This is a genomic window from Streptomyces sp. CA-135486 (genome assembly GCF_050936555.1).
Classification (GTDB): domain Bacteria; phylum Actinomycetota; class Actinomycetes; order Streptomycetales; family Streptomycetaceae; genus Streptomyces.
The window spans coordinates 1,886,261-1,911,993 of the sequence record NZ_JBNJMM010000002.1; the positions used below are offsets into that span (position 1 = coordinate 1,886,261).

24 protein-coding genes are annotated in these 25,733 nt (G+C 69.5%); 11 read left to right on the plus strand and 13 right to left on the minus strand.

Annotation, left to right across the window (positions count from 1 at the left end):
* Positions 1-8 precede the first annotated feature (8 nt).
* The 6 genes from ACQEVG_RS28075 to ACQEVG_RS28100 form a co-directional block, all read right to left on the minus strand.
* Positions 9-923: a hypothetical protein gene (locus ACQEVG_RS28075; protein ID WP_432988782.1), complete on the minus strand. Its 915-nt coding sequence runs from the start codon at positions 921-923 to the stop codon at positions 9-11.
* An 85-nt stretch (positions 924-1,008) separates the two neighbouring features.
* The gene (locus ACQEVG_RS28080) at positions 1,009-2,118 is read right to left on the minus strand and encodes an LOG family protein (RefSeq protein WP_432988784.1); all 1,110 of its coding nucleotides are present in this window, start codon (positions 2,116-2,118) and stop codon (positions 1,009-1,011) included.
* A 91-nt stretch (positions 2,119-2,209) separates the two neighbouring features.
* The gene (locus ACQEVG_RS28085; protein ID WP_432988786.1) at positions 2,210-3,355 is read right to left on the minus strand and encodes a hypothetical protein; all 1,146 of its coding nucleotides are present in this window, start codon (positions 3,353-3,355) and stop codon (positions 2,210-2,212) included.
* Positions 3,337-4,065: an ABC transporter ATP-binding protein gene (locus ACQEVG_RS28090; RefSeq protein ID WP_432988788.1), complete on the minus strand. Its 729-nt coding sequence runs from the start codon at positions 4,063-4,065 to the stop codon at positions 3,337-3,339. The genes ACQEVG_RS28085 and ACQEVG_RS28090 overlap by 19 nt, the downstream gene beginning before the upstream one ends.
* A gap of 191 nt (positions 4,066-4,256) precedes the next feature.
* The gene (locus tag ACQEVG_RS28095; RefSeq protein ID WP_432988790.1) at positions 4,257-5,636 is read right to left on the minus strand and encodes an aspartate aminotransferase family protein; all 1,380 of its coding nucleotides are present in this window, start codon (positions 5,634-5,636) and stop codon (positions 4,257-4,259) included.
* Entirely contained in the window at positions 5,621-6,112 is a 492-nt protein-coding gene (locus ACQEVG_RS28100; RefSeq protein WP_432988792.1) for an Lrp/AsnC family transcriptional regulator, read from the minus strand. Before ACQEVG_RS28100 ends, ACQEVG_RS28095 begins: the two co-directional genes overlap by 16 nt.
* 179 nt (positions 6,113-6,291) lie before the next feature.
* Between ACQEVG_RS28100 and ACQEVG_RS28105 the strand changes: the two genes are divergently transcribed.
* The gene (locus ACQEVG_RS28105) at positions 6,292-7,731 is read left to right on the plus strand and encodes a gamma-aminobutyraldehyde dehydrogenase (protein WP_432992966.1); all 1,440 of its coding nucleotides are present in this window, start codon (positions 6,292-6,294) and stop codon (positions 7,729-7,731) included.
* A 61-nt stretch (positions 7,732-7,792) separates the two neighbouring features.
* Here the strand turns inward: ACQEVG_RS28105 and ACQEVG_RS28110 are convergent, their stop codons facing one another.
* Both ACQEVG_RS28110 and ACQEVG_RS28115 read right to left on the minus strand, forming a co-directional pair.
* The gene (locus ACQEVG_RS28110) at positions 7,793-8,347 is read right to left on the minus strand and encodes a TetR/AcrR family transcriptional regulator (protein ID WP_432988794.1); all 555 of its coding nucleotides are present in this window, start codon (positions 8,345-8,347) and stop codon (positions 7,793-7,795) included.
* Positions 8,344-8,706, minus strand: a complete 363-nt coding sequence (locus ACQEVG_RS28115; RefSeq protein WP_405811104.1) for a DUF1304 domain-containing protein — start codon at positions 8,704-8,706, stop codon at positions 8,344-8,346. The genes ACQEVG_RS28110 and ACQEVG_RS28115 overlap by 4 nt, the downstream gene beginning before the upstream one ends.
* A gap of 161 nt (positions 8,707-8,867) precedes the next feature.
* On the opposite strand from ACQEVG_RS28115, the gene ACQEVG_RS28120 reads away from it, so the two are divergent.
* A complete protein-coding gene (locus tag ACQEVG_RS28120) occupies positions 8,868-10,022 on the plus strand; it encodes a polyamine ABC transporter substrate-binding protein (RefSeq protein WP_432988796.1) in 1,155 nt (384 codons plus the stop codon).
* A 211-nt stretch (positions 10,023-10,233) separates the two neighbouring features.
* On the opposite strand, the gene ACQEVG_RS28125 is transcribed toward ACQEVG_RS28120, so the two are convergent.
* Complete coding sequence (locus ACQEVG_RS28125) at positions 10,234-10,926, minus strand: glycerophosphodiester phosphodiesterase (RefSeq protein WP_432988798.1); 693 nt, start codon at positions 10,924-10,926, stop codon at positions 10,234-10,236.
* A gap of 21 nt (positions 10,927-10,947) precedes the next feature.
* The gene (locus tag ACQEVG_RS28130) at positions 10,948-11,973 is read right to left on the minus strand and encodes an adenosine deaminase (RefSeq protein WP_432988800.1); all 1,026 of its coding nucleotides are present in this window, start codon (positions 11,971-11,973) and stop codon (positions 10,948-10,950) included.
* Positions 11,974-12,108: 135 nt separating this feature from the next.
* Here ACQEVG_RS28130 and ACQEVG_RS28135 point away from each other — a divergent pair, with 135 nt between their 5' ends.
* Positions 12,109-12,825, plus strand: coding sequence for a DUF4190 domain-containing protein (locus ACQEVG_RS28135; protein WP_432988802.1), 717 nt, complete (start codon positions 12,109-12,111; stop codon positions 12,823-12,825).
* Between the two features lie 117 nt (positions 12,826-12,942).
* On the opposite strand, the gene ACQEVG_RS28140 is transcribed toward ACQEVG_RS28135, so the two are convergent.
* A complete protein-coding gene (locus ACQEVG_RS28140) occupies positions 12,943-13,503 on the minus strand; it encodes an NADAR family protein (protein WP_432988804.1) in 561 nt (186 codons plus the stop codon).
* A 175-nt stretch (positions 13,504-13,678) separates the two neighbouring features.
* Between ACQEVG_RS28140 and ACQEVG_RS28145 the strand changes: the two genes are divergently transcribed.
* The 8 genes from ACQEVG_RS28145 (at position 13,679) to ACQEVG_RS28180 (ending at position 23,312) form a co-directional block, all read left to right on the plus strand.
* A complete protein-coding gene (locus ACQEVG_RS28145; protein ID WP_432988806.1) occupies positions 13,679-15,193 on the plus strand; it encodes a gamma-aminobutyraldehyde dehydrogenase in 1,515 nt (504 codons plus the stop codon).
* 46 nt (positions 15,194-15,239) lie between these two features.
* A complete protein-coding gene (locus ACQEVG_RS28150) occupies positions 15,240-16,487 on the plus strand; it encodes a polyamine ABC transporter substrate-binding protein (protein WP_432988808.1) in 1,248 nt (415 codons plus the stop codon).
* Between the two features lie 49 nt (positions 16,488-16,536).
* Positions 16,537-17,688 carry an ABC transporter ATP-binding protein gene (locus ACQEVG_RS28155; RefSeq protein ID WP_432988810.1) on the plus strand — a complete coding sequence of 384 codons (1,152 nt, stop codon included), beginning with the start codon at positions 16,537-16,539 and terminating at the stop codon, positions 17,686-17,688.
* Positions 17,685-18,611 (plus strand): ABC transporter permease, encoded by a 927-nt coding sequence (locus ACQEVG_RS28160; RefSeq protein ID WP_432988813.1) that lies wholly within the window; start codon positions 17,685-17,687, stop codon positions 18,609-18,611. The genes ACQEVG_RS28155 and ACQEVG_RS28160 overlap by 4 nt, the downstream gene beginning before the upstream one ends.
* Complete coding sequence (locus ACQEVG_RS28165) at positions 18,611-19,408, plus strand: ABC transporter permease (RefSeq protein WP_432988815.1); 798 nt, start codon at positions 18,611-18,613, stop codon at positions 19,406-19,408. The genes ACQEVG_RS28160 and ACQEVG_RS28165 overlap by 1 nt, the downstream gene beginning before the upstream one ends.
* Before the next feature lie 32 nt (positions 19,409-19,440).
* A complete protein-coding gene (locus ACQEVG_RS28170; protein WP_432988817.1) occupies positions 19,441-20,853 on the plus strand; it encodes an NAD(P)/FAD-dependent oxidoreductase in 1,413 nt (470 codons plus the stop codon).
* A gap of 105 nt (positions 20,854-20,958) precedes the next feature.
* Entirely contained in the window at positions 20,959-21,420 is a 462-nt protein-coding gene (locus ACQEVG_RS28175; protein WP_432988819.1) for a hypothetical protein, read from the plus strand.
* Between the two features lie 86 nt (positions 21,421-21,506).
* Positions 21,507-23,312: a chitinase gene (locus ACQEVG_RS28180; RefSeq protein WP_432988821.1), complete on the plus strand. Its 1,806-nt coding sequence runs from the start codon at positions 21,507-21,509 to the stop codon at positions 23,310-23,312.
* On the opposite strand, the gene ACQEVG_RS28185 is transcribed toward ACQEVG_RS28180, so the two are convergent.
* Together ACQEVG_RS28185 and gabT are read right to left on the minus strand one after the other, a co-directional pair.
* Positions 23,263-23,799, minus strand: a complete 537-nt coding sequence (locus ACQEVG_RS28185) for a phosphatase PAP2 family protein (RefSeq protein WP_432988823.1) — start codon at positions 23,797-23,799, stop codon at positions 23,263-23,265. The two genes, ACQEVG_RS28180 and ACQEVG_RS28185, sit on opposite strands and share 50 nt — an antisense overlap.
* A 381-nt stretch (positions 23,800-24,180) precedes the next feature.
* Complete coding sequence (gene gabT, locus ACQEVG_RS28190) at positions 24,181-25,515, minus strand: 4-aminobutyrate--2-oxoglutarate transaminase (protein WP_432988825.1); 1,335 nt, start codon at positions 25,513-25,515, stop codon at positions 24,181-24,183.
* Positions 25,516-25,733 lie beyond the last annotated feature (218 nt).

Here is a 25,733-nt window from a genome sequence, read left to right on the forward strand (position 1 = left end):
CGGGCTCTCTAGCGCGTGGTGGTGAGCTCCGGCTCGGGCTCCGGCTGAAGCTCATCGCCGTGCGCCTCCGGCGCGCCGAACCAGGCCACCGCGACCGCGCCCGCCACCGCCAGTACGAAGCCGAGGATCGCGGCCCAGGCGAATCCGGGGCGTGAGGAGTCGCCCAGCCAGAGCACGCCGATCATGCCCGGCAGCACGGTCTCGCCGACCACCAGCGCGGCCGTCGCGCCGTTGACCGAGCCGATCTGCAGAGCGACCGTGTGCAGATACATGCCGCCGATACCGGCCACCAGGATCGCGTAGAGCGCCGGGTCGCCGAGCAGCGCGCCCAGGTCGAAGGGGTCGATGCCGTTCAGTACGCGTACGCCGACCCCCAGCGCGCCGAAGCCGAGCCCCGACAGCAGACCGGCCAGAATCGCGGCGCGCGCGCCCATGAGGCGTACGACGACGGTGCCGCCGGCCATCAGCAGCACGGCGATCGCCAGCAGCCACCAGTGGGTCGCGATCGGGGTGTGGCCGCTGCCCTCCGGGCCCGCGGCGGTGGCCAGCAGCACCAGCGACGAGCAGACGACGGCGATGGACGCCCACTCGGCACGGGTGAGACGGATGCCGAGCATCCTGACGCTCAGTACGGCGGTGATCACCAGGTTGGCGCTGATGACGGTCTGGGACAGGAAGAGGGGGAGCAGTCGCGCTGCCAGCGCGCCCAGACCGAAGCCGACGAAGTCCAAGATTGTGCCGACGATGAACTCCCAGGTCATCGCGGCTTTCGCGGTGGAGGACAGGCTCGGGCCGCCGTGCTGGGTGACACCGGCGGCTGCTGCCTGCCGCCGGGCGGACCCGCGGGATCCGACGGCCTGCAGCACCGATCCTGTGCCGTAACAGATCGAGGCCGCGACAGCGGTCAGTAGGCCGATCAGCACCAAGGGCTCCGTTCACGTGGGGGGCAGCGACTCTGCCGCACTGCCAGACGCGTGCGGGGGGCTGGAAGTTGCTTCGGCCGGCCGGTCAGTCGAGGCCCGCGAGGCGGCGCAGTGCGGCGGGAGCCTCGTCGACCGACTCGACGAGCGCGATACGGGACTCCATCGGGCGGCCGGCCGCGAGGGACTGGAGCAGCGGCCAGGTGGGGAGCGATTGCGTCCAGTGGGTCCGGTTGACGAGGACCATGGGGGTCGGTTCGCCGCGGGACTCGTAGTAGTTCGGGGTCGCGTTGTCGAAGATCTCCTGGACCGTGCCGGCGGCGCCGGGCAGGAATATCACGCCCGCGTTGGAGCGCGCGAGGAGGCCGTCCTCGCGGGTGGCGTTCGCGAAGTACTTGGCTGTGTGACCCGCGAAGGCGTTCGGCGGCTCGTGCCCGTAGAACCAGGTGGGGATGCCGACGGAGTCGCCGCCGCCGGGCCAGCGGTCTCGTACCTCGAAGGCGGCGCCGGCCCAGTCGGAGACGGAGGGGGTGAACGAGGGGGTCTTGGCGAGGAGTTCGAGCGCCTCGTCCAGCATCTCGTCGGGGTGCGGGGCGGCATAGGCGCCGAGGTTGGCGGCCTCCATGGCGCCGGGACCGCCGCCGGTCGCGACGGTGAACCCGGCCCGGGCGAGGACGCGGCCGAGGCGGGCGGCGCCGGCGTAGGCGTCCGTGCCGCGGGCCATGGCGTGCCCGCCCATCACGCCCACGACGCGGGCGCCGACGAGGAGTTCGTCGAGGGCGTCGGACATGGCGTCGTCGTGGATCGAGCGGAGCATCGAGGCGAAGATGTCGCCGTCGGCCCTGGTCTGCTGGAACCAGTCGTAGGTGAGGGCGTCGGGGGTGTCGTCGTAGCCGCCGGTGGAGAGGCCTTCGAAGAGCTCGTCGGGCGAGTAGAGGAGCCCGCGGTACGGGTCGAAGGGCAGATCGGGGACGGGCGGAAAGACGAGCGCGCCGTCGGCCCTGACCTTGGCGTCGGCGTCGGGCTGCATACGGCACCCGAGGAAGACGGCTCCGGTGGTGTCGGTGGCGAGGAGCGCGAAGGTGCGGTCGGTGAGGTCGACGGACTGGACGCGGTGTCCGGCGAGCGAGTGGGTGGAGACGACGTGATCGAACTCGTCGAGGGTTTCGATCTCGCGGTCGTGGGAGGGGTGCGGCATGCGGTCACGATAGGGGTTGCGGGTGAGGCTGGTGGTGCGAGGGGTGCGGGGACCCCTCCCGCACCGCCACGCCCCGAAACCGGGTGCATCGCTAGCCGGAGAGAGGGATCGCCGCCACCGCCGCCACCGCCCACGTCAGGGGGGCGAACGCCGCCAGCAAGGTTGCCGCGCGCAGGGCCGCCGCGCCGCGGAGGGTGGCCGCGGGGGTGCCGAGGTGGCGGAGCGTGGCCGTCGTCGGGGCGCGGGACTGTCTCGATTCGAGGGCCGAGACCAGCAGAGTCGCCGTTGTGCAGGTCATGACCAGTGCCGCGCCCAGTGTCGTCAGGGGGCCCACGGGGTCGGCGGGCGTCCTGTCGTACACGGAGGTTGCCGCGATCGCGCCCGAGGCCACCGCGCACATCACGCCGAGCGGACGGCCGATGCGGGTGGACTCCTCCACCAGGATGCGGCCCGCCAGCAGGCGGGTCGGCCGCGGCCGCAGGGACTGGAGGAGGCGGCCGCAGAAGCGGGTGATGCCTGGCCCTGCCAGGGCCAGGCCCAGGGCGGTCAGGGTCCAGCCCGCCAGCACGCCCGCCGGGTGGCCGTCGAACTCACCGGGAAGGGGGAGCGGCGAGCCCGGGCCACCGCGGCTCGCGTAGGTCTCGACCGCCAGGCCCGCCGCCATCAGGGCCACCCCCCACGGCAGCCCGGTCGGCACTGGCGCCGGCGCGTCCGGGGGCGGAGTGACGCGGCGCGGGCGCAGGGCCAGCGCCGCGGCCACCGAGCCCAGCAGCGGCACCGGCGTGAGCAGGGTCAGCGCGGCCGCCAGCGGCAACGGCTCGCCCGCGGCCAGCAGTTCGGCCTGCGCCCCGTCGAACGGCGGCCCCGTCAGATCACCCCGCAGATGCAGGAAGACCAGCAGCGCGACCATGCTGCCGAGCGAGGCGGAGACGGCGGTCGAGACAGCGGCCAGCACGGCGAGCCTGGCCGGTCCCAGGCCGACCGCCGATAGCCCGGACCGTGGCCGGGTACTCGGATCCGTACGCGCCACCGCCACCGCGAACTGCACCGTCGCGGCGAGCGGGATCAGGCACCAGAGCAGCCGGAGTCCGGACGTGCCGGACTCGTCAGGATGGGACAGCGCGTACGTCAGCGTGCACAGCAGCAGGAAGCCGACACCCGCCGACGCCGCCGCCACCATCAGCCGGCGCAGCAGAACCAGCGGGTGTGCGCCCAGGGCTAGACGGAGAGCGAGCACTCGGCCCGCCCTTCCGTGCCCGTGGTCGCGAGCGAGTTGACGCGCCTGCCGTCCACGAGCGTGATCGAACGGTCCGCCAGCGCCGCCACCTCCGGGTCGTAGGTCGCGAGCACAACGGTGATCCGGTGCGATCGGGCCGCGGCCGTCAGCGTACGCAGCACCTGCACCCGGTCCGCGCGGTGCAGCGTCGCCGTCGGCTCGTCGGCGAACAGCACCGACGGCGTGCCGACCAGCGCCCGTGCCGTGGCGACCCGCTGCCGCTGCGCCTGGAGCAGCGCATGGGGCCGCATACGGGCGCAGTCGCCGATGTCGAGCCGCTCCAGCCACTCCATCGTCGTGCTTTTCGCGGTGCGGCGCGAGGTCCCGCCCAGCAGCAGCGGCAGGGCCGCGTTCTCCCATGCCGTCAGCTCGGGTACCAGCGTCGGCTCGGGGCCGATCCAGCCGAAGCGGTCCCGTCGCAGCCGCTCGCGTGCGATCGGCTTGAGCGTGTGCACGGGTGAGCTGTTGAACCAGACCTCGCCCTGCTGCGCTACGAGTTGACCGGACAGGCACCGCAGCAGCGTGGTCTTGCCGCTGCCGCGTGAGCCTTGCACGGCCAGGATCTCGCCCTCCCGCACACCGAGCGACACACCGACGAGCGCGGGCGAGCCGCTGTGGGAGTGATGCAGGGAACGTGCCCAGAGCACATCGTTGTCCGGCGGGGCCACCATGGCGTACACCTCGGTTCTGATCAGATTTCCACTCCCCCCTTTGGGGGAACGAAGTCAGTGCCGATCGGTCACTCGGCACGCTAGGTATTCAGAACCGGGGTCGGAGGAAGCACACGGCCCGGGTCCGCCCCATCTCACTCGAATGGGCGCTCCCGGGCCGTGTACGGCTGCTGGAACTGGGCTCTGCCGGCCTAGAGCTTCGTCCAGGCCTCCGTCAGCACCGTCCGCAGGATCTGCTCGATCTCGTCGAACGTCGACTGGTCGGCGACCAGCGGCGGCGCCAGCTGCACGACCGGGTCACCGCGGTCGTCGGCCCGGCAGTACAGGCCGTTCTCGTACAGCGCCTTGGAGAGGAAGCCGTAGAGCACGCGCTCGGTCTCCTCGTCCGTGAACGACTCCTTGGTGACCTTGTCCTTCACCAGCTCGATGCCGTAGAAGAAGCCGTTTCCGCGGACGTCGCCGACGATCGGCAGGTCGTGCAGCTTCTGCAGCGTGGAGAGGAAGTTGCCCTCGTTGTCCAGGACGTGCTGGTTGAGGCCCTCCTTCTCGAAGATGTCGAGGTTGGCCAGGCCCACCGCCGCGGAGACCGGGTGGCCGCCGAAGGTGTAGCCGTGCAGGAAGGTGTTGTCGCCCTTGTAGAACGGCTCGGCGAGGCGGTCGGAGATGATGCATGCGCCGATCGGGGAGTAGCCCGAGGTCATGCCCTTGGCGCAGGTGATCATGTCCGGTACGTAGCCGAACTTGTCGCAGGCGAACGTCGTGCCGAGCCGGCCGAAGGCGCAGATGACCTCGTCCGAGACGAGCAGCACGTCGTACTGGTCGCAGATCTCCCGGACCCGCTGGAAGTACCCGGGCGGCGGCGGGAAGCAGCCGCCGGCGTTCTGCACCGGCTCGAGGAAGACCGCCGCGACGGTCTCGGGGCCCTCGAAGAGGATCTGCTGCTCGATCTGGTCGGCGGCCCAGCGGCCGAAGGCCTCCGGGTCGTCGCCGTGGATCGGCGCGCGGTAGATGTTGGTGTTCGGCACCTTGTGCGCGCCGGGGACCAGCGGCTCGAAGGGTGCCTTGAGGGCGGGCAGACCAGTGATGGACAGGGCGCCCTGCGGGGTGCCGTGGTAGGCGACCGCGCGGGAGATGACCTTGTACTTGGTGTGCTTGCCCTGCAGCTTGAAGTACTGCTTCGCCAGCTTCCAGGCCGTCTCGACCGCCTCGCCGCCACCGGTGGTGAAGAAGACCTTGTTGAGGTCGCCCGGGGCGAGGTGGGCGAGTCGCTCGGCGAGCTCCACGGCCTTCGGGTGCGCGTAGGACCATACGGGGAAGAAGGCGAGCTCCTGCGCCTGCTTGAACGCGGCCTCGGCGAGCTCGACGCGGCCGTGGCCTGCGTTGACCACGAAGAGGCCGGCGAGACCGTCGAGGTAGCGCTTGCCCTTGTCGTCGTAGATGTAGGTTCCCTCACCGCGGACGATGGTGGGGACGGGGGCGTGCTCGTACGACGACATGCGGGTGAAGTGCATCCACAGGTGGTCGTAGGCGGTCTGGGAGAGGTCCTTGCTCACGGCTATCGGGTTCCCCACATATAGGTCTGCTTCTTGAGCTTGAGGTAGACGAAGCTCTCGGTGGACCGGACGCCGGGGAGCGCACGGATCCGCTTGTTGATCACTTCGAGAAGGTGGTCGTCGTCCTCGCAGACGATCTCCACCATCAGGTCGAAGGAGCCCGCGGTCATCACCACGTACTCGCACTCGGCCATGGCCGTGAGCGCGTCGGCGATCGGGTCGAGGTCGCCCTCGGCCCGGATGCCGACCATCGCCTGGCGTCGAAGGCCCACGGTGAGCGGGTCCGTGACGGCGACGATCTGCATCACGCCCTGATCCAGCAGCTTCTGGACCCGCTGTCGTACCGCCGCTTCGGAAAGGCCGACAGCCTTGCCAATGGCGGCGTACGGACGGCGCCCGTCCTCCTGGAGCTGTTCGATGATCGCTAGGGAGACGGCGTCGATCGTCGGGGACGATGCGTTCGCGTTCCTGGGGTCTGCGCTGCGACTGGCCACGCCCTCACTTTGCACGGGACTCCTCTGTCTGGCAACCCCTGATCAATGAAATTCGTTGTTCTGGGCTATGAATCTCACTGAATCCGAAGTTCGCGAGGGTCGGGGCTGTCGAAAGCGTCACCATAGAGATTAGGGTGGGTATCTCACCCATCGGACATCTGACAGGAGGGGTGGCAACAGTGACCACCGAGCTGCGTCGTCTGCGCAACTACATCAACGGGGAGTTCCGGGACGCCGCCGACGGGCAGACCCTCGAGGTCGTCAATCCGGCCACGGGCGACGTGTACGCCACATCGCCGCTCTCCGGCCAGGCCGACGTCGACGCCGCCATGGACGCTGCCGCGGCCGCCTTCCCCGGCTGGCGCGACACCACCCCGGCCGAGCGCCAGAAGGTGCTGCTGAAGATTGCGGACGCCTTGGAGGAGCGGGCCGAGGACCTGATCGCGGCCGAGTCGGAGAACACCGGCAAGCCGCTGGAACTGACCCGCACCGAAGAGATCCCGCCGATGGTGGACCAGATCCGCTTCTTCGCCGGTGCGGCGCGGATGCTGGAGGGCCGTTCGGCCGGTGAGTACATGGAGGGCCTGACGTCGATCGTCCGTCGCGAGCCGGTCGGCGTCTGTGCGCAGGTCGCGCCGTGGAACTACCCGATGATGATGGCCGTGTGGAAGTTCGCGCCGGCTCTGGCGGCGGGCAACACCGTTGTTCTCAAGCCGTCCGACACGACCCCGGCGTCGACCGTGCTGATGGCCGAGATCATCGGCGCGATCGTGCCCAAGGGCGTCTTCAACGTCATCTGCGGCGACCGCGAAACCGGCCGTGCGATGGTCGAGCACCCGACGCCGGCGATGGCGTCCATCACCGGTTCCGTACGGGCGGGCATCCAGGTCGCCGCGTCCGCGGCCAAGGACGTCAAGCGGGTCCACCTGGAGCTGGGCGGCAAGGCGCCGGTCGTCGTCTTCGAGGACACGGACATCGAGAAGGCCGTCGGGGACATCGCGGTCGCGGGCTACTTCAACGCCGGCCAGGACTGTACGGCCGCGACCCGCGTCCTTGTCCACGAGTCGATCCACGACGAGTTCGTGGCGGCGCTGGCGAAGGCCGCCGCGGACACCAAGACAGGTGCGCCGGACGACGCCGATGTGCTGTACGGCCCGCTGAACAACGCCAATCAGCTGGCGCAGGTGACCGGATTCATCGAGCGGCTCCCGGCACACGCCAAGGTCGAGGCGGGCGGCCACCGGGTCGGCGAGAAGGGCTACTTCTACGCTCCGACCGTCGTCTCCGGCCTCAAGCAGGACGACGAGATCATCCAGAACGAGGTCTTCGGCCCGGTCATCACGGTCCAGTCGTTCACGAACGAGGCCCAGGCGCTCGAGTGGGCGAACGGCGTCGAGTACGCGCTGGCGTCGTCGGTGTGGACCAAGGACCACGGGCGCGCGATGCGGATGTCGAAGTCGCTGGACTTCGGGTGTGTCTGGATCAACACGCACATCCCGCTGGTGGCCGAGATGCCGCACGGCGGCTTCAAGAAGTCGGGGTACGGGAAGGACCTGTCGGCGTACGGGTTCGACGACTACACGCGGATCAAGCACGTAATGACGTCGCTGGACGCGTAGTCCCTTGCGGGGTGGGGGAGTTCCTCCACCCCGCCCCTTTCGGCGCGGGCCCACGCCGGGCTCATCGCAGCGGTGTGCGGTGCAGAGCCAGCAGCAGGCGCCAGATCTGGGACGCCATCCGTTCCGCGGGCGCGTCGATCTTTCCGTGCAGCCAGTCCGCCAGGACGCCCGCGAAGGTCGCTGCCACCGCCGAGGCGATCAGGGGTGCGGCGGGCGCCCCCGCCAGCTCGCGTTCCTTGCGGCTGCGGTCACGCAGTTCGCGATGGAGCAGCTCGCCCAGCGGGCCGCTGCCTCCCTCCCGCAGCAGGGTCCGGTAGAGCGCGGCATGCGGGGCGAGTTCGGTGAAGAAGGCCGTCAGCGCGGGCGGCGCGGCGGCCGGGTCCGGGGTGCCGCGCCAGGCGTGCAGGGCCTCCACCGCGTTGCGTACGACCTCCGCGCAGGCGTCGACCGCCAGTGCCCGCAGGTCCGGGTAGTGCAGATAGAACGTGGCCCGGCCGAGCCCCGCTCTGCGTACGAGTGCTGCGACGCTCACCTCTTCGAGGGGGCGCTCCGTGCACTCGGCGAGCAGAGCCTCGCGCAGCCGCGCCCGGGTGCGTTCCGCGCGGGGGTCGCTCATCCCGCCACCAGTACGGCCGCCAGCGCGAGCGCCCCCGGCAGCGCCTGCGCCACCAGGATGCGCCGGTTCGCGGTGAAGCCGCCGTAGAGGCCCGCGATGACCACGCAGCTGGTGAAGAAGACCTGCACCCGGTACCCCGTCGGGTCCGCGGCGATCAGGCCCCAGACCAGGCCGGCCGCGAGAAAGCCGTTGTACAGCCCCTGGTTGGCGGCGAGCGGGGCGGTCGCGCGGGCCATCTCTGCGTCGAAGCCGGAGAGGCCGCGGCCCGGCTTGCGCTCCCACAGGAACATCTCCAGAACCAGGATGTAGGCGTGCAGCGCGGCCACCACGCCGACCAGGACATTCGCCGTTGTGTTCATCGTCAATCCTCAGTTTATGGACAGCTGTCCAGCAAGTATAGACACATGTCCATGATCGACAGGGTGTCGCCCGCGGTGCCCAGGGATCGACGCAGCGTCCATTGCCGCCCGCACCCGCCGCCCGGCATCCTTCGGACGTGCCAGCGATACGGATGAACCCCATGTCACGGCGGTCCCTGCTGCTCGGCCTCGCCGCCGGCGCCGCGCTCACCGGCTGTGGGGTGCCCGCGGCGTACGTACAGCCCGGGGACCGGGCCCGGCACGACGACTCCGAGCGCGACAGAAGCCTCGACTTCGCCAACTGGCCGCTCTACATCGACACCGACGACGACAACGCCTCCGAGCGGCCCACCCTCAACGCCTTCACCGAGCGCACCGGGATCTCCGTCCGCTACACCGAGGAGATCAACGACAACGACGAGTTCTTCGGGAAGATCAGCCCCGCCCTGATGAACCATCAGGAGACCGGCCGCGATCTGGTCGTCGTCAGCGACTGGATGGCGGCCCGTTTCGTACGACTGGGCTGGGTGCAGGAGATGGACAGGGCGAAGCAGCCCAACGTCGCCAAGTACCTCGACCCGCAACTGCGCACCCCCGCCTTCGACAAGGGGCGGCTGCACAGCGTTCCCTGGCAGTCCGGGATCACCGGCATCGCGTACAACCGCAAGCAGCTCGGCCGCGAGATCAGGCACACCGGCGAGCTGTGGGCGGACGATCTGCGCGGCCGGGTCACGCTGCTGTCCGGGCTCGACGAGTCCTTTGCGCTGCTGATGCAGGGCAATGGCGTCGACGTCACTCGCTGGAGTGCCGACGACTTCCACACCATGTGCGACCAGGTCGAGCGGCTGGTCAAGGCCAAACACATCAGACGCTTCACCGGCAACGACTACATCAAAGACCTCTCCACCGGCGATGTGCTTGCGTGTCAGGCGTACTCCGGCGATGTCATCCAGCTCCAGGCCGACAACCCGGACATCGAGTTCGTCGTGCCCGAGGAGGGCGGGGAGCTGTGGGCGGAGAGCCTGATGATCCCCAACCTCGCCCGCCACAAGCACAACGCCGAGGCGCTCGTCGACCACTACTACCAGCCGGAGGTCGCGGCCGAGCTGGCGAGCTGGGTCAACTACGTCTGCCCGGTGCCGGCCGCCCGTGACGTCCTGGCCTCGTCGAAGGACGAGGAGACGGCCGCGCTCGCCGAGGACCCGCTGATCTTCCCCGACGACGCGATGCGGGGGCGCCTCGCGATCGCGCGCGACATCACCTCGAAGGAGCGCACGCCCTTCGCCAAGCGGTGGAACGCGATCGTCGGGCTGTAGCAGACTCGCGATCATGAGCGATGATCACGTGAACTCGGCGGTGACATACGGCCTGTTCGCCGCCTGGCTGCTGCACGACGCCGAAGAGCCGGCGACCGGTCCGGCTGGACAGGGCTGACGGCTCCCATCCTGTTGATCGTGCGGGCTCCTCGGCCGGTGGCGTGCAGCCCATCGTGCCGGACTGATCAAAAGCCCTTGCCGCGAGGGGAATTCAGGCAGGAGTGGAGCGCAGAACGGCGGCATGCAGCACGTCGACGCGGTTGGTGGTGATCGCGTCCACGCCGTACCCGATCAGCCGGCGCATGGAGCGCCGGGTGTCCGCCGTCCAGGCCGAGACGAGCATCCCGTCCTTGTGGACACGGTCCGTCAGCTCCTCGTCGAGCAGCCCGAACCGGTAGTTGAGCCAGCGCGGCCGCACCGCTTCGAGCAGCGCGGGACGCGGCGGGGCCGACCTCGTCCAGGTCATCGCGATCTCGGCCGAGGGATCGGCGGCGCGCACCGCGAGCATGGTGGCCGGGCCCGCGCAGTAGTACACGCGCTCGCCCGCGCCGTACTCGCGGACGGTGCCGACGACCGTCCGTACCGATTCCTCCGTGGCACCCGGCAGATCGATCATCAGCCGATGCGCGCCGACGGCGAGCAGCGCATCACGCAGTGCCGGCACTCCGCCGCCGGTCAGCTCCGCCACCTCGGCGTGAGTGAGCCGGGCAAGCGGCCGGTCGTGGTCCCACAGCCGTTTCAGCGAGTCGTCGTGCAGCAGCACGGGCACGCGGTCACGGGTGAGGCGTACATCGATCTCCACCGCGTCCGCGCCCCGCTCGATCGCCGAGCGGAGCGAGGGCAGGGTGTTCTCGCGGACGCGGTAGGGATCGCCGCGATGAGCCACGACACTGACGGTGCGCATGTGCCCCATTGTCGGCGCCGGTCAGCGTGCCAGCCACGCTGTGGTGTAGGTGTCGATCTCGGCCGCGATCCGTGCCTTGCCCGCCAGGTCGAGGAAGGACGCCGCCACCGCGTTCTTGGCGAGATCGGCGAGACCGCGCTCGTCCAGCCGAAGCAGCCGGGCGGCGACCGCGTACTCGTTGTTCAGGTCGCTGCCGAACATCGGCGGGTCGTCGCTGTTGATCGTCACCAGCACCCCGGCCGCGACCATCTCCTTGATCGGGTGCTCGTCGAGGTCGGTGACCGCGCGAGTGGCGATGTTCGAGGTCGGACAGACCTCCAGCGGGATCCGGTGCTCCGCGAGATGGGCGAGCAGCTTCGGGTCCTGTGTCGCGCTGGTGCCGTGGCCGATGCGCTCGGCGCGCAGCTCGTTCAGCGCGTCCCAGATGGTCTGCGGTCCCGTCGTCTCACCGGCGTGCGGCACGGAGTGCAGCCCCGCCGCGATCGCGCGGTCGAAGTACGGCTTGAACTGCGGCCGCGGCACACCGATCTCGGGGCCGCCGAGACCGAAGGAGACGAGGCCCTCGGGGTGCAGATCCACCGCGAGCCGCGCGGTCTCCTCGGCGGCCTCGAGGCCGGCCTCGCCGGGGATGTCGAAGCACCAGCGCAGTACGACGCCGAGCTCCGCCTCGGCGGCCTTGCGGGCGTCCTCGATCGCCGCCATGAAGGCCTTCTCCTCGATGCCGCGGCGGGTGGAGGAGAAGGGCGTGATGGTCAGCTCGGCGTAGCGGATGTTCTGCCGGGCCATGTCCCTGGCCACCTCGAAGGTGAGCAGCCGCACGTCCTCAGGGGTGCGGATCAGGTCCACGACCGAGAGGTAGACCTCGATGAAGTGTGCGAAGTCGGTGAAGGTGAAGTAGTCGGCGAGCGCCTCGGGGTCGGTGGGGACCTTGGAGTCGGGGTGGCGGGCTGCCAGTTCGGCGACGATGCGCGGGGACGCCGAGCCGACGTGGTGCACATGCAGCTCGGCCTTGGGAAGCCCCGCGATGAAGGGGTGCAGATCGGTCATCGGGGTCCTCCGTGTCGGACGGCCGGGTGACGGCGTGTACGAGGGCTGTTCGGGTCAGGGATCATCGTAGGGGGGCCCGGCCGAGGACCGGACGCAGGCCGTAGCATGGCCGCGGACCTCAATGGGGGAGAACGTATGTCAGACAACCAGGCCTGGCCGGCGGGCGGGCCCGAGCCCCGCGACCGCGATCCGTGGGCTCCACCGGAGAGCAACGCGGCGCAGCCCAAGGTGCCGTTGGAGAAGCCCGGCGCCGCAGCGGGGCCGGCGGCCTCGCCCGTGCATGACCAGCCGACGGTCACCTCGATGCCCGGCGCGGAACCCGTCGTCGGCATGGGTGCGGTGCCGCCGCCTCCGATAGCCCCGGGCGGACCTGCCCAGGCCGCCCCCGGCCCGTACGGCTACCCCGCCCCGAGCGCCCCGCAGCCCGGCGTCGGCGATCCGTACGGCGGCTACCCCGGATACCCGGGCTACCAGAACTACGGCCAGACCGGCTGGCAGGCCCCGCCCGCCAATGGCATGGGCATCACCGCGATGGTGCTCGGCATCCTCTCCGTCTGTCTCTTCTGCCTGTACGGAATCGTCGGGGTCGTCCTGGGCGTGCTCGCCCTGATCTTCGGCATCCTCGGCCGGAAGCGTGTCCAGCGGGGCGAGGCGACCAACGGCGGCATGGCGCTGGCCGGGATCATCCTCGGCTCCGTCGGCATCGCGATCGGCGCGATCGTCATCGGGCTGCTGGCCTGGGGCATCACCACGGCGATCAACGAGGACAGGAAGTACGACGGCGTCGACGACGACTACTCGAACTCCCTGGTGATCGACGACGCCCTCCCGGCCCCCGTCGCCACCCGCTGACAGCGGCCACCCCGCCCCGGCCGGCGCCACTCCGCGCGGCCGGGGCCACCCCGACGCCGGGTTCGCCCGGACCGGCCCGGTCAGCCCGCTGGGAACGGGTCGCCCCGCCGGGCGGCCTCAGCCCTGCCGGGCCCCGGCCGTGCGCAGTTCCTCCCGCGCATCCATCAGCGCGAAACCCAGCAGATTGAGCCCGCGCCAGCGCGACGGGTCCTGTGCCCGCTCGTCGTCCGCGGCCAGCCCGATGCCCCAGACCCGGTCCAGCGGGCTGGCCTCGACAAGCACCCGGTCCCCGGTGGCCAGCAGAAAATCGCGCAGCTCGACATGCTGTCCGAACTTGTGCACGCTGCCCGAGCGCACGATGGCGAACCGCTCGTGCTCCCATATCGCGTCGTCGAAGCCGCGCACCAGCCGCCCCGCGCGCTTCGCCGCCGCCGGGCTCTTCGCCTCGAGCGCCTGCCGCTCGGCGTCCGCGTCGCCGAAGAGCCGCGCCTTGTGCGCCATCATCCAGTGCTCAGCCGTTGCGTACCGGACGCCGTCGACCACGAAGGGTGACGGCCACCACTGACTGAGGCAGCTTGCGCCGACGGATCCGTCCCTGCGCGGCGCATGGCCCCAGAAGTGCAGATACTTGATTCGCTTGTTCCTGCTGACCTGCTCGATCAGCTCTTCCATCCCCATGCACGCGAGTGTGGCATCGACCACTGACACTCCGTACGCGGATGAGCTGTCTGACCCGACACATGGTCGACCGATTCCGTCGCGTAACCAAAAGGCAACAACGGAATCACTTGTTGGACGGGTAGTGCTCTGTCAGGATCGGCACTCAACCCGAGCCGGAGCAACGGAGAGCGTCATGGCAAACCGCTTCCAGGCAGAGGACCGCTACGCGGACGGCGCGCAGTACATCGGCGGCCGGTTGCGGTCCGGCACCTCAGGACGCAAGCAGGACATCGTGAACCCCGCCACCGGCGAGCGGGTCCACACCTATGAACTGGCCGGAGCGGCGGACGTCGACGACGCCGTGGCCGCCGCCCGCGAGGCCTTCCCCGGCTGGGCGGGCGCCACCCCGGGTGAGCGCTCCGACGCCCTGCACCGCTTTGCGTCCGTCCTCGCCGAGCAGGCCGAGGATCTTGCGTACGCCGAATCCCTGCAGTGCGGCAAGCCGATCAAGCTCAGCACCGAATTCGACGTGCCGGGGACGGTCGACAACACCGCCTTCTTCGCCGGCGCCGCCCGCCACCTGCAGGGGCAGTCGGCCGGTGAGTACAGCGGCGACCACACCTCGTACGTACGCAGGGAGCCGATCGGCGTCGTCGGCTCCATCGCCCCCTGGAACTACCCGCTCCAGATGGCGGCCTGGAAGGTCCTGCCGGCCATCGCCGCGGGCAACACCATCGTGCTGAAGCCCGCTGAGATCACCCCGCTCACCTCGCTGATGTTCGCCGAGGCGGCGAAGGAGGCCGGGATTCCGGACGGCGTCGTCAATATCGTCAACGGCGCGGGCAGGGACGCGGGCGAGCGGCTGGTCGGCCACCCCGACGTGGCCATGACCTCCTTCACCGGCTCCACCCCGGTCGGCAGGCGCGTCGCCGAGATCGCCACCGCCACCGTCAAGCGCCTCCACCTCGAGCTCGGCGGCAAGGCCCCGTTCGTGGTCTTCGACGATGCCGATCTGGAGGCCGCCGTCCACGGCGCGGTCGCGGGCTCGCTCATCAACTCCGGCCAGGACTGCACGGCCGCCACCCGCGCCTACGTTCAGCGGCCGCTGTACGACGCCTTCGTCAGCGGTGTCGCCGATCTCATGGCGACCGTCCGTCTCGGCGACCCGCTCGACCCGGCCACCGACCTCGGCCCGCTGGTCTCGCACCTCCAGCGCGACCGCGTCGCGGGCTTCGTCGACCGGGCACGCGCCTACGCCACCGTCGTCACTGGCGGCGAAGCGCCGCAGGGAGAGCTGAAGAACGGCGCCTACTACCGGCCGACCCTTGTCGCCGGCGCCGCCCAGGACAGCGAGATCGTCCAGTCCGAGATCTTCGGCCCGGTCCTCGTCGTCCTGCCCTTCGACTCCGACGACGAAGGCATCGCGCTCGCCAACGACACCCCCTACGGTCTCGCCGCCTCCGCCTGGAGCCGCGACGTGTTCCGCGCGAACCGCGCAACCCGCGAGATCAAGGCCGGCTGCGTCTGGATCAACGACCACATCCCGATCATCAGCGAGATGCCGCACGGTGGATACCAGGCGTCCGGCTTCGGAAAAGACATGTCGATGTACTCCTTCGAGGAGTACACGCAGGTCAAGCACGTGATGTACGACAACACCGCGGTCGTCAGGAAGGACTGGCACCGCACGATCTTCGGGGACCGATAGCGACTTCGCCGCCGACCCGCGGCCCCATCCCGAAAGGGCACAGCTCATGGATCACAACGAGCCCGACGGCCTGTCCCCAGCGCAGCTGGCGGCCGTGCGACGCAGCCTGACGAGTGGTCGGGGCGCGCTGTCCCGCCGCTCCCTGCTGCGCGCGGGCGGCGTCGGTGCGCTCACCGTCGGTGGCCTGGCCGGCCTGAGCGCCTGTGGCATCCCGCCCGCCAAGCGCGAGGGCCAGGAAGCGGTCTCCGACGACCACTCCGATCAGGAGAAGGTGATCAACTTCTCCAACTGGACCGAGTACATGGACATCAGCGAGGACGGGAAGACCCGTCCCACGCTGGCCCAGTTCGCCAAGCGCACCGGGATCAAGGTCAAGTACACCGAGGACATCAACGACAACGTCGAGTTCTTCGGCAAGATCCAGCCGCAGCTGGCCGCGGGTCAGGACACGGGTCGTGACCTGATCAATGTCACCGACTGGCTGGCCGCCCGGATGATCCGGCTCGGCTGGGTGCAAAGGCTCGACGCGTCGCTTCTGCCGCACGCGTACGCCAACCTCTCCTCCCAGTTCCGCAGCCCCGACTGGGACCCCGGGCGTGCCTACTCCTACCCCTGGACCGGCATTCCGGCCGTCATCGCCTACAACGTCAAGGCGACCGGCGGCCGCAAGGTCGACTCGGTCACGCAGCTGCTGGACGACCCCACGCTCAAGGGCCGTGTCAGCTTCCTCACCGAGATGCGCGACACGGTCGGCATGACCCTGCTCGACATGGGCAAGGACCCGGCCAAGGTCAACGACGCCGACTACGACGCCGCCATCAACAGGCTCCAGAAGGGCGTCGACAAGAAGCAGATCCGCCGCTTCACCGGCAACGACTACACCTCGGACCTCGACAAGGGTGACATCGCCGCCTGTCTCGCCTGGGCGGGTGACCTCATCCAGCTTCAGGTCGACAACCCGGCCATCAGGTACGCGATCCCGGCCGCCGGATACATGATGGCGACCGACAACCTGCTGGTCCCGGCGCAGGCCCGGCACCAGAAGAACGCGACCCGGCTGATCGACTACTACTACGAGCTCCCCGTTGCCGCCCAGCTCGCCGCGTACATCAGCTATGTGACCCCGGTCGCCGGAGTCGGCCCGGAGCTCGCCAAGATCGACCCGGCGCTGGCCAAGAACCCGCTGATCATCCCGGACGCGGCCCTGGCCGCAAAGGCCCACGCCTTCCGCTCGCTCAGCAGCAAGGAAGAGACGGCGTACGAGGAGAAGTTCGCCAAGCTCATCGGCGCCTGACAGCTGCCCCCAGACCACGCTCCCTTCGATACCACCGGGACCGCGACCCATGACTGAAAAGACAGCAGGCGGGGATGTCCGCCTCGCCGGGATCAGCAAGACCTACGGCACCTTCACGGCCGTCCACCCGCTCGACCTGACCGTCCCGCAGGGCTCCTTCTTCGCCCTGCTGGGCGCCTCCGGCTGCGGAAAGACCACCACCCTGCGGATGATCGCCGGACTCGAGGATCCGACCACCGGCAGCGTGTTCCTGGGCGACAAGGAGGTCACCGACCTTCCGTCGTACAAACGTCCGGTCAACACGGTCTTCCAGAGCTATGCGCTCTTCCCGCACCTCGACATCTACGAGAACGTGGCCTTCGGGCTGCGCCGGCGCGGCATCACGTCGGTGAAGAAGCAGGTCGGCGACATGCTCGACCTGGTGGAGCTGGGCGACTTCGCCAAGCGCAAGCCGCATCAGCTCTCCGGCGGCCAGCAGCAGCGTGTCGCCGTCGCCCGCGCGCTCATCAACCACCCCCAGGTGCTGCTGCTCGACGAGCCGCTCGGCGCCCTCGACCTCAAGCTCCGCCGTCAGATGCAGCTGGAGCTCAAGCGCATCCAGACCGAGGTCGGCATCACCTTTGTGCATGTCACCCACGACCAGGAGGAGGCCATGACCATGGCCGACACGGTCGCGGTGATGAACGCCGGCCGGGTGGAGCAACTGGGCGCGCCCGCCGAACTCTACGAGAACCCGCACACCACCTTCGTCGCCAACTTCCTGGGCACCTCCAACCTCATCGAGGCCGAGGTCGCGTCGAACAGCAATGGCGAGGTCGTCGTCACGGCCGCCGACGCCAAGCTGCGGCTGCCCGCCGAGCGCTGTGCAACCCAGCCCCGCACCGGCGGAAAGCTGCTGGTCGGCGTGCGCCCGGAGAAGATCTCGCTGGCGCACGCGGACGACGCGGGCACCATCGCGGAGGGCCGCAACCGGTTCACCGGCAAGATCGCCGACTCCAGCTTCATCGGTGTCTCCACGCAGTACGTCATCGACAGCCCGGTCTGCCCGGAGCTGGAGGTGTACGTACAGAACATCGAGCGTGATGCGCGGCTGGTGCCCGGGGCCGAGGTCGTCCTGCACTGGAACCCCGAGCACACCTTCGGTCTCGACGCCGCCCAGGACATCGACGCGGGTGTGGAGACGGTGGAGGAGACGCCATGACCGTCACCGAGGCGCCACCCGCACCACCCGCCCCGGAGCCGGTGCTGCGCAAACCGTCCGTGCGCCGCAAGCTGGTTCCGTACTGGCTGCTGCTGCCGGGCATCCTGTGGCTGGTCGTGTTCTTCGCCCTGCCGCTGGTCTACCAGGCCTCGACCTCGGTGCAGACAGGCTCCCTGGAAGAGGGCTTCAACGTCACCTGGCACTTCCAGACCTACTGGGACGCGCTGACCCAGTACTACCCGCAGTTCCTGCGCTCGCTGCTGTACGCCGGCACGGCCACGATCCTGTGTCTGCTCTTCGGCTATCCGCTCGCGTATCTGATCGCGTTCAGGGCGGGCCGCTGGCGCAATCTGCTGCTGGTCCTCGTCATCGCGCCGTTCTTCACCAGCTTCCTGATCCGCACGCTCGCCTGGAAGACGATCCTCGCGGACGGGGGCCCGGTGGTGGACGTCCTGGGCAGCGTCGGCTTCCTCGATGTCACCAGCTGGCTCGGGATGACCGAGGGGAGCCGGCTGCTCGCCACCCCGCTCGCGGTGGTCTGCGGACTCACGTACAACTTCCTGCCGTTCATGGTCCTGCCGCTGTACACCTCGCTGGAGCGGATCGACCCGCGCCTCCACGAGGCTGCGGGGGACCTGTACGCGAAGCCGTCGACGATCTTCCGCAGGGTGACCTTCCCGCTGTCCATGCCCGGCGTCGTCTCCGGCACGCTGCTGACCTTCATTCCGGCCAGCGGCGACTACGTCAATGCCGAGCTGCTCGGCTCCACCGACACCAAGATGGTCGGCAACGTCATCCAGTCGCAGTTCCTGAGGGTGCTCGACTATCCGACCGCGGCCGCGCTGTCCTTCATTCTCATGGCGGTCGTGCTGATCATGGTCACTGTCTACATCCGTCGGGCCGGGACGGAGGATCTCGTCTGATGCGCTGGATAAGGCACCACCTTGTGGTCATCGCGGGCCTGCTCACGCTCGCGTATCTGATCCTGCCGAACATCGTCGTGATGGTGTTCTCGTTCAACAAGCCGGCCGGCCGGTTCAACTACTCCTGGCAGGAGTTCTCCACCGACGCCTGGAAGGACCCGTGCGGCGTCGCCGACATGTGCGGCTCCCTCACCCTCTCCCTCCAGATCGCCCTCTGGGCGACGATCGGCGCCACCGTACTCGGCTCGATGATCGCGTTCGCGCTGGTCCGCTATCGCTTCCGGGCGCGTGGCGCGATCAACTCGCTGATCTTCCTGCCGATGGCGATGCCCGAGGTGGTCATGGCGGCCTCACTGCTCACGCTCTTCCTGAACCTGGGCGCCGAGCTTGGCTTCCTGACCATCCTGATCGCGCACACCATGTTCTGTCTGAGCTTCGTGGTGGTGGCGGTCAAGGCGCGTGTGCTGTCGATGGACCCCCGGCTCGAAGAGGCCGCACGTGACCTCTACGCCAGTCCGGTGCAGACGTTCCTGCGGGTCACGCTGCCGATCGCGGCTCCCGGCATCGCGGCCGGTGCGATGCTCGCGTTCGCGCTCTCCTTCGACGACTTCATCATCACCAACTTCAACTCGGGCAACACCGTCACCTTCCCCATGTTCGTCTGGGGTTCGGCCCAGCGCGGCACGCCCGTCCAGATCAATGTCATCGGCACGGCCATGTTCGTCATCGCCGTACTGATCGTGGTGTTCGCCCAGTTCGTCAGCAACCGGCGGAAACACAGCGCACTGCCCAAGTAGGCCCCCACGAGGCCACCGAAGGAGTGGAAACCATGGCCCCAGCTGCCATGAACTTTGCCTCATCACTCTCCGACGCCCAGCCCGTCTCCTATTGGCTGGACGACCCCGGCAAGCCCGGCGCGCTGCCCGCGCTGACCGGGGACGAACACTGCGACCTTCTCGTCGTCGGCGGCGGCTACAGCGGACTGTGGACCGCGCTGCTGGCCAAGGAGCGCGACCCCGGCCGGGACGTCGTACTGATCGAAGGGCGCGAGGTGGGCTGGGCCGCCTCGGGCCGCAATGGCGGCTTCTGCGCCGCCTCCCTCACCCACGGCCTGGGCAATGGCCTCGCCCGCTGGCCCGACGAGCTGGCCACGCTGGAGGAGCTCGGCAACCGCAATCTCGACGCGATCGAGGAGACGGTCAAGAAGTACTCCATCGACTGCGACTTCGAGCGCACCGGCGAGATCGACGTCGCCACCGAGCCCCACCAGGTCGACGAGCTCCACGAGATGTACGAGGAGGTGCGCGGGCTCGGCCTCACCGGATTCGAACTCCTCGACCAGGACGCGGTACGCGCCGAGGTGAACTCCCCGACCTTCCTCGGCGGGCTGTGGGACCGGCGCGGTGTCGCCATGCTGCACCCCGCCAAGCTCGCCTGGGGCCTCAAGCAGGCCTGCTCGGACCTCGGCGTACGCATCTACGAGAACACCAGTGGCCTGGACTTGGCCTCGTCCGGCAACCGGACCGTGGTCCGCACCCCGTACGGCCGGGTCTTCGCCGACCGCGTCGCGCTCGGCACGAATGTCTTCCCGTCCCTCGTCAAGCGGGTGCGCGCGTACACCGTCCCGGTCTACGACTACGCGCTGATGACCGAACCGCTCAGCACCGAACAGCTGGCCGCGATCGGCTGGAAGAGACGGCAGGGGCTCGGCGATAGCGCCAACCAGTTCCACTACTTCCGGATCACCGCCGACCACCGGATTCTCTGGGGCGGCTACGACGCGATCTATCCGTACGGCGGCAAGGTCAGCGCCGAGATGGACCACCGGCCCGAGACCTATCTCAAGCTCGCCGGCCACTTCTTCCACTGCTTCCCGCAGCTGGAGGGGCTGCGCTTCAGCCACGCCTGGGGCGGTGCCATCGACACCTGCTCGCGCTTCTCCGCCTTCTTCGGTACGGCGCACGGCGGCAAGGTCGCCTACGCGGCCGGGTACACGGGTCTGGGCGTGGGCGCGACCCGCTTCGGAGCGGACGTCATGCTCGACCTCCTCTCCGGCGCGCAGACCGGGCGCACCCAGCTGCAGATGGTGCGCAACAAGCCGCTGCCCTTCCCGCCCGAGCCGGTGGCCTGGGCCGGTATCGGTCTTACCAAATGGGCGCTGGCCAGGGCGGATGCCAATGGCGGCAGGCGCAATGCCTGGCTGCGGACGATGGACAAGCTCGGCCTCGGCTTCGACAGCTAGACCCCTCGTCGAATTAAGTAGTGAGAACCCGCGTAATCCTCCGTGCCGAGCCCGCTCTCCCCGTGTGAACGCAACTTCCGCGGACACGGAACGGAGGCCGGGACATTGGCTGGCTCGGGGGCCAAGACTGCGGTGGAGTGGCTGGCGTCGGTGGCGCCGGACCCGGACGCCTGCCGGTGGGAGTGGGAGCGCAACCCTCTCGGGGTCGCCCTGCTGCCCGCCGGCCGGCGCTGGGACGTGCTGGTACTCCCCGGTGAACTGGGCCGTCCGACGCTCGACGTGCTGAGCCTGCTGGTCGACCGGCCGGGACCGGTGCTCGCCGCCGACGTGGGCGACGCACGCACGGGTTTCTTCGTACCGCCGGGCACGGCAGAACGCTGGGTCGGCACGGGCGTACGCAACGCCGGCACCGGCGCCTGGATCGTCGTCCCGTACCCGGGGTGGCCCACCCGGGGCGTGCGCTGGCTGATCGTTCCCGACGGCTCCGGCACGCTCACCGATCCGGCGCTGCTGCAGCTGGCGATGCACGAGGCTGCCGCCGAAATCGCATGCGGCCCCTGGAAATAGGCGGTCTGCAGCGCTGCCTGAGGGCTTGACAACGGCATTGGTCTGGACCAAATTGTGCGCTCAACCCCCCATGCCCGGAGGCAGTTGTGGACCGCACCAGACTCTTGGCCGCCCTTTCGGCGGCCGCCCTCGCCATCAGCGGACTCGTCGCCACGGCGGGCTTCGCCACGGCCGCCGACACCGAACTCGCCCGCAACGGCGGCTTCGAGGCGGGCCTCGACGGCTGGAGCTGTACGGCGGGCAGCGGCGCCGCCGTCAACTCACCCGTCCACGGCGGCAGTTCCGCGCTGAAGGCCACTCCGGCGGGCAGCGACAACGCCAAGTGCAGCCAGACGGTCACGGTCAAGCCCAACTCCGACTACACACTCAGCGGCTGGGTGCAGGGCAGCTATGTCTACCTCGGCGCATCCGGCACCGGCACCACCGACGTCTCCACCTGGACGGCGTCGGCCCCCAGCTGGCAGAAGCTCTCCACGACCTTCCGCACGGGCGCCTCGACCACCTCCGTGACGATCTACACGCACGGCTGGTACGGCACACCCGCCTATGCCGCCGACGACCTCTCGCTGCTCGGCCCCGGCGGCGACCCGGTCCAGACACCGGCCGCCCCCAACGGGCTGACCGCCGGATCCCCCGGCTCCACCTCCGTCCCGCTGAGCTGGTCGCCCGTCTCCGGCGCCACCGGCTACAACGTCTACCGGGCCGGCACCAAGGTCCTCTCCGTGACCGGGACTTCGGCCACCGTGACGGGGCTCGCGCCGTCGACGTCGTACAGCTTCCAGGTCACCGCCACGAACAGCGCCGGCGAGTCGCCGAAGTCCGCCGCCGTCACCGCGACGACCACCAGCGGCGGCAACCCGGGCACGGGCCTGCCCGCCCACGCCCTTGTCGGCTATCTGCACGCCAGCTTCGCCAACGGCTCCGGCTATACGCGCATGGCGGACGTGCCCGACTCCTGGGACGTCATCAACCTCGCCTTCGGCGAACCGACCTCGGTCACCTCGGGCGACATCCGCTTCAGCCTCTGCCCGGCGAGCGAGTGCCCGAACGTCGAGTCGGCCGCCGACTTCAAGGCCGCCATCAAGGCCAAGCAGGCGGCGGGCAAGAAGGTCCTGATCTCCATCGGCGGCGCCAACGGCCAGGTGCAGCTCTCCACCACGGCCGCCCGTGACACCTTCGTCTCCTCGGTCTCGAAGATCATTGACGAGTACGGACTCGACGGCCTGGACATCGACTTCGAGGGTCACTCCCTGTCCCTGAACACCGGCGACACGGACTTCCGCTCCCCGACCTCGCCGGTGATCGTCAATCTGATCTCGGCGATCAAGACCCTCAAGGCGAAGTACGGCTCCGGTTTTGTGCTCACGATGGCTCCGGAGACCTTCTTCGTGCAGCTCGGCTACCAGTACTACGGCTCGGGTCCCTGGGGCGGCCAGGACCCGCGCGCCGGGGCCTACCTCCCGGTCATCCACGCCCTGCGCGACGACCTCACCCTGCTGCACGTCCAGGACTACAACTCCGGCTCGATCATGGGCCTGGACAACCAGTACCACTCCATGGGCGGCGCCGACTTCCACATCGCCATGACCGACATGCTGCTGACCGGCTTCCCGGTCGCGGGCGATCAGTCCAAGTTCTTCTCGGCACTGCGGCCCGAGCAGGTGGCCATCGGCCTGCCGGCATCGACGCAGGCGGGCAACGGCCACACCACGCCCGCCGAGGTGAACAAGGCGCTGGACTGCCTGACGAAGAAAACGGGTACGACCTGTGGCTCGTACCAGACCCACGGCAGCTGGCCCGCCCTGCGCGGACTGATGACCTGGTCGATCAACTGGGACCGCTTCAACCAGTGGGAGTTCTCGAAGACCTTCGACGCGTACAACTGGAGTTGACGAGGAGCAGCAACCCGCACAGGCACCAGCTGCCGATGACGTCCAGTGGCCAGTGATAGCCGCGCAGGACGAGTCCGATGCCCGTCGCCAGGGTGAGTACCAGGGCGACGGGCATCGCCCATCGCCGCCCGATATACGGGCCCAGGAGCAGCGCGGCGCCGCAGTAGGCCACCATCGCGGTCGCGGTATGGCCCGAGGGGTAGAAACCGCCCGCCTCGGTGAGCGGTCCCTGACGGTCGATCAAGGACTTCAGGGGCGTGACGAGCGCGGGAACCGCGGCCATCGTGAGAACGGCACCGAGTACCTCGAAACGCCGGGTGCGAGCATCGCGCCGGAGGGTGTACCAGGCCGCCGCGACCAGCACCGGCAGCGCGAACTCCCTACTGCCGAGGTCGGCCAGCAGATCGGTCAGCGACCTGGGTCCGTGCCCGACGATCCTGAGCTCGATGCGTTCGTCCAGGGACCGCAGCGGCCCGTTGGCGGCCACCTGCCAGGTGCCCAGCGAGAAGACGAGGGCGCACAGCGCGCCGAGCGCCGCACGAGGAAAAGCCGGCCTCCTCGGAACAGGGGGGGTGGTTCCGAGAGGGCCGGCCGGACCGGTTTGCCGCGCGCCCCGGGGGGTTTGGGGCGGGCGGCCATCCGATCGGTGAGGAGTTCCGGAGCCAGAAGCTCCAGTGGTGTGCGCGAGGGCACTACCAGGACGGGGCTGGGGATGCTCCGGCCTGGGGTCGCTCGCAGTCCCCTGCGAGCGGGGTGTTTCTCTCATCTGCAGAAACCGTACGGCAGTGGCTGAGGGACCGACAGCCGGATCTCCATCCCGCCATCGGCCCCCCACAGAGTCTTCACAGGCCCTGACCGTTCGCCCCGGTCAGACGCTTGCGAACGCCTGCTCGATAATGTCGAGACCCTCGTTGAGCAGGTCCTCCCCGATCACCAGCGGGGGCAGGAAGCGCAGCACATTGCCGTACGTGCCACAGGTCAGGACCAGCAGACCCTCGGCGTGGCAGGCCTTGGCGAGCGCGGCGGTGGCGGCCGGGTTCGGCTCCTTGGTGTCCCGGTCCTTGACCAGCTCGATGGCGATCATGGCGCCGCGGCCGCGGACGTCGCCGATGATCTCGAACTTCTCGGCCATCGCGGTGAGTCGGCCTTTCATGACCTCCTCGATGCGCTTGGCCTTGCCGTTGAGGTCGAGCTCCTTCATGGTCTCGATGGCGCCGAGCGCACCGGCGCAGGCGACCGGGTTGCCGCCGTACGTACCGCCGAGGCCGCCCGCGTGCGGGGCGTCCATGATCTCGGCGCGGCCGGTCACGGCGGCGAGCGGCAGACCGCCCGCGATGCCCTTGGCGGTGGTGATCAGGTCGGGGACGATGCCCTCGTCCTCACAGGCGAACCACTGGCCGGTGCGGCAGAAGCCGGACTGGATCTCGTCCGCGACGAACACGATGCCGTTGTCCTTGGCGAACTGCGCGATGGCCGGCAGGAAGCCCTTGGCGGGCTCGATGAAGCCGCCCTCGCCGAGGACCGGCTCGATGATGATCGCGGCGACGTTGTCGGCGCCGACCTGCTTGGAGATCTGGTCGATGGCCTGGGCGGCGGCCTCGGGGCCGCAGTTCTCCGGTCCGGTCGGCCAGCGGTAGCCGTAGGCGACCGGGACGCGGTAGACCTCGGGGGCGAACGGGCCGAAGCCGTGCTTGTACGGCATGTTCTTGGCGGTCAGCGCCATCGTGAGGTTGGTGCGGCCGTGGTAGCCGTGGTCGAAGACGACGACCGCCTGGCGCTTGGTGTAGGCGCGGGCGATCTTGACGGCGTTCTCGACGGCCTCGGCGCCGGAGTTGAACAGCGCGGACTTCTTCTCGTGGTCACCCGGGGTGAGCTCGGCGAGGGCCTCGGCGACCTCCACGTAGCCCTCGTACGGCGTGACCATGAAACAGGTGTGGGTGAAGTCGGCGAGCTGCGCGGAGGCACGGCGTACGACGGCCTCGGCGGAGGCGCCGACGGAGGTCACGGCGATGCCGGAGCCGAAGTCGATGAGGCGGTTGCCGTCCACGTCCTCGATGACACCGCCGCCGGCGCGGGCGGTGAAGACGGGCAGCACGGACCCCACACCGCCGGCGACCGCGGCGGTACGGCGGGCCTGCAGCTCGATCGACTTCGGGCCGGGGATGGCGGTGACGACGCGGCGCTCCTGCGGGATTGCGGTCATGAGGGGCTCCTGTGGGTGTTCCGGACGCTTTTCTTCGCAGGCTAGGCGGGGGAGGGGGAGACGGGCATGCGCCGTTCGGGAGTGTTGGGGGGTGTGTCGTTGTCCGCGCCGGACATAGGCGGGCCGGGGCGGACGTTCCTCGCGCCGACTGCCGGACCGACGACCGCGCGGTGCCGTGTCTTCCCGGGGGAACGCGCCTCCGGACGTCCACCATGAGG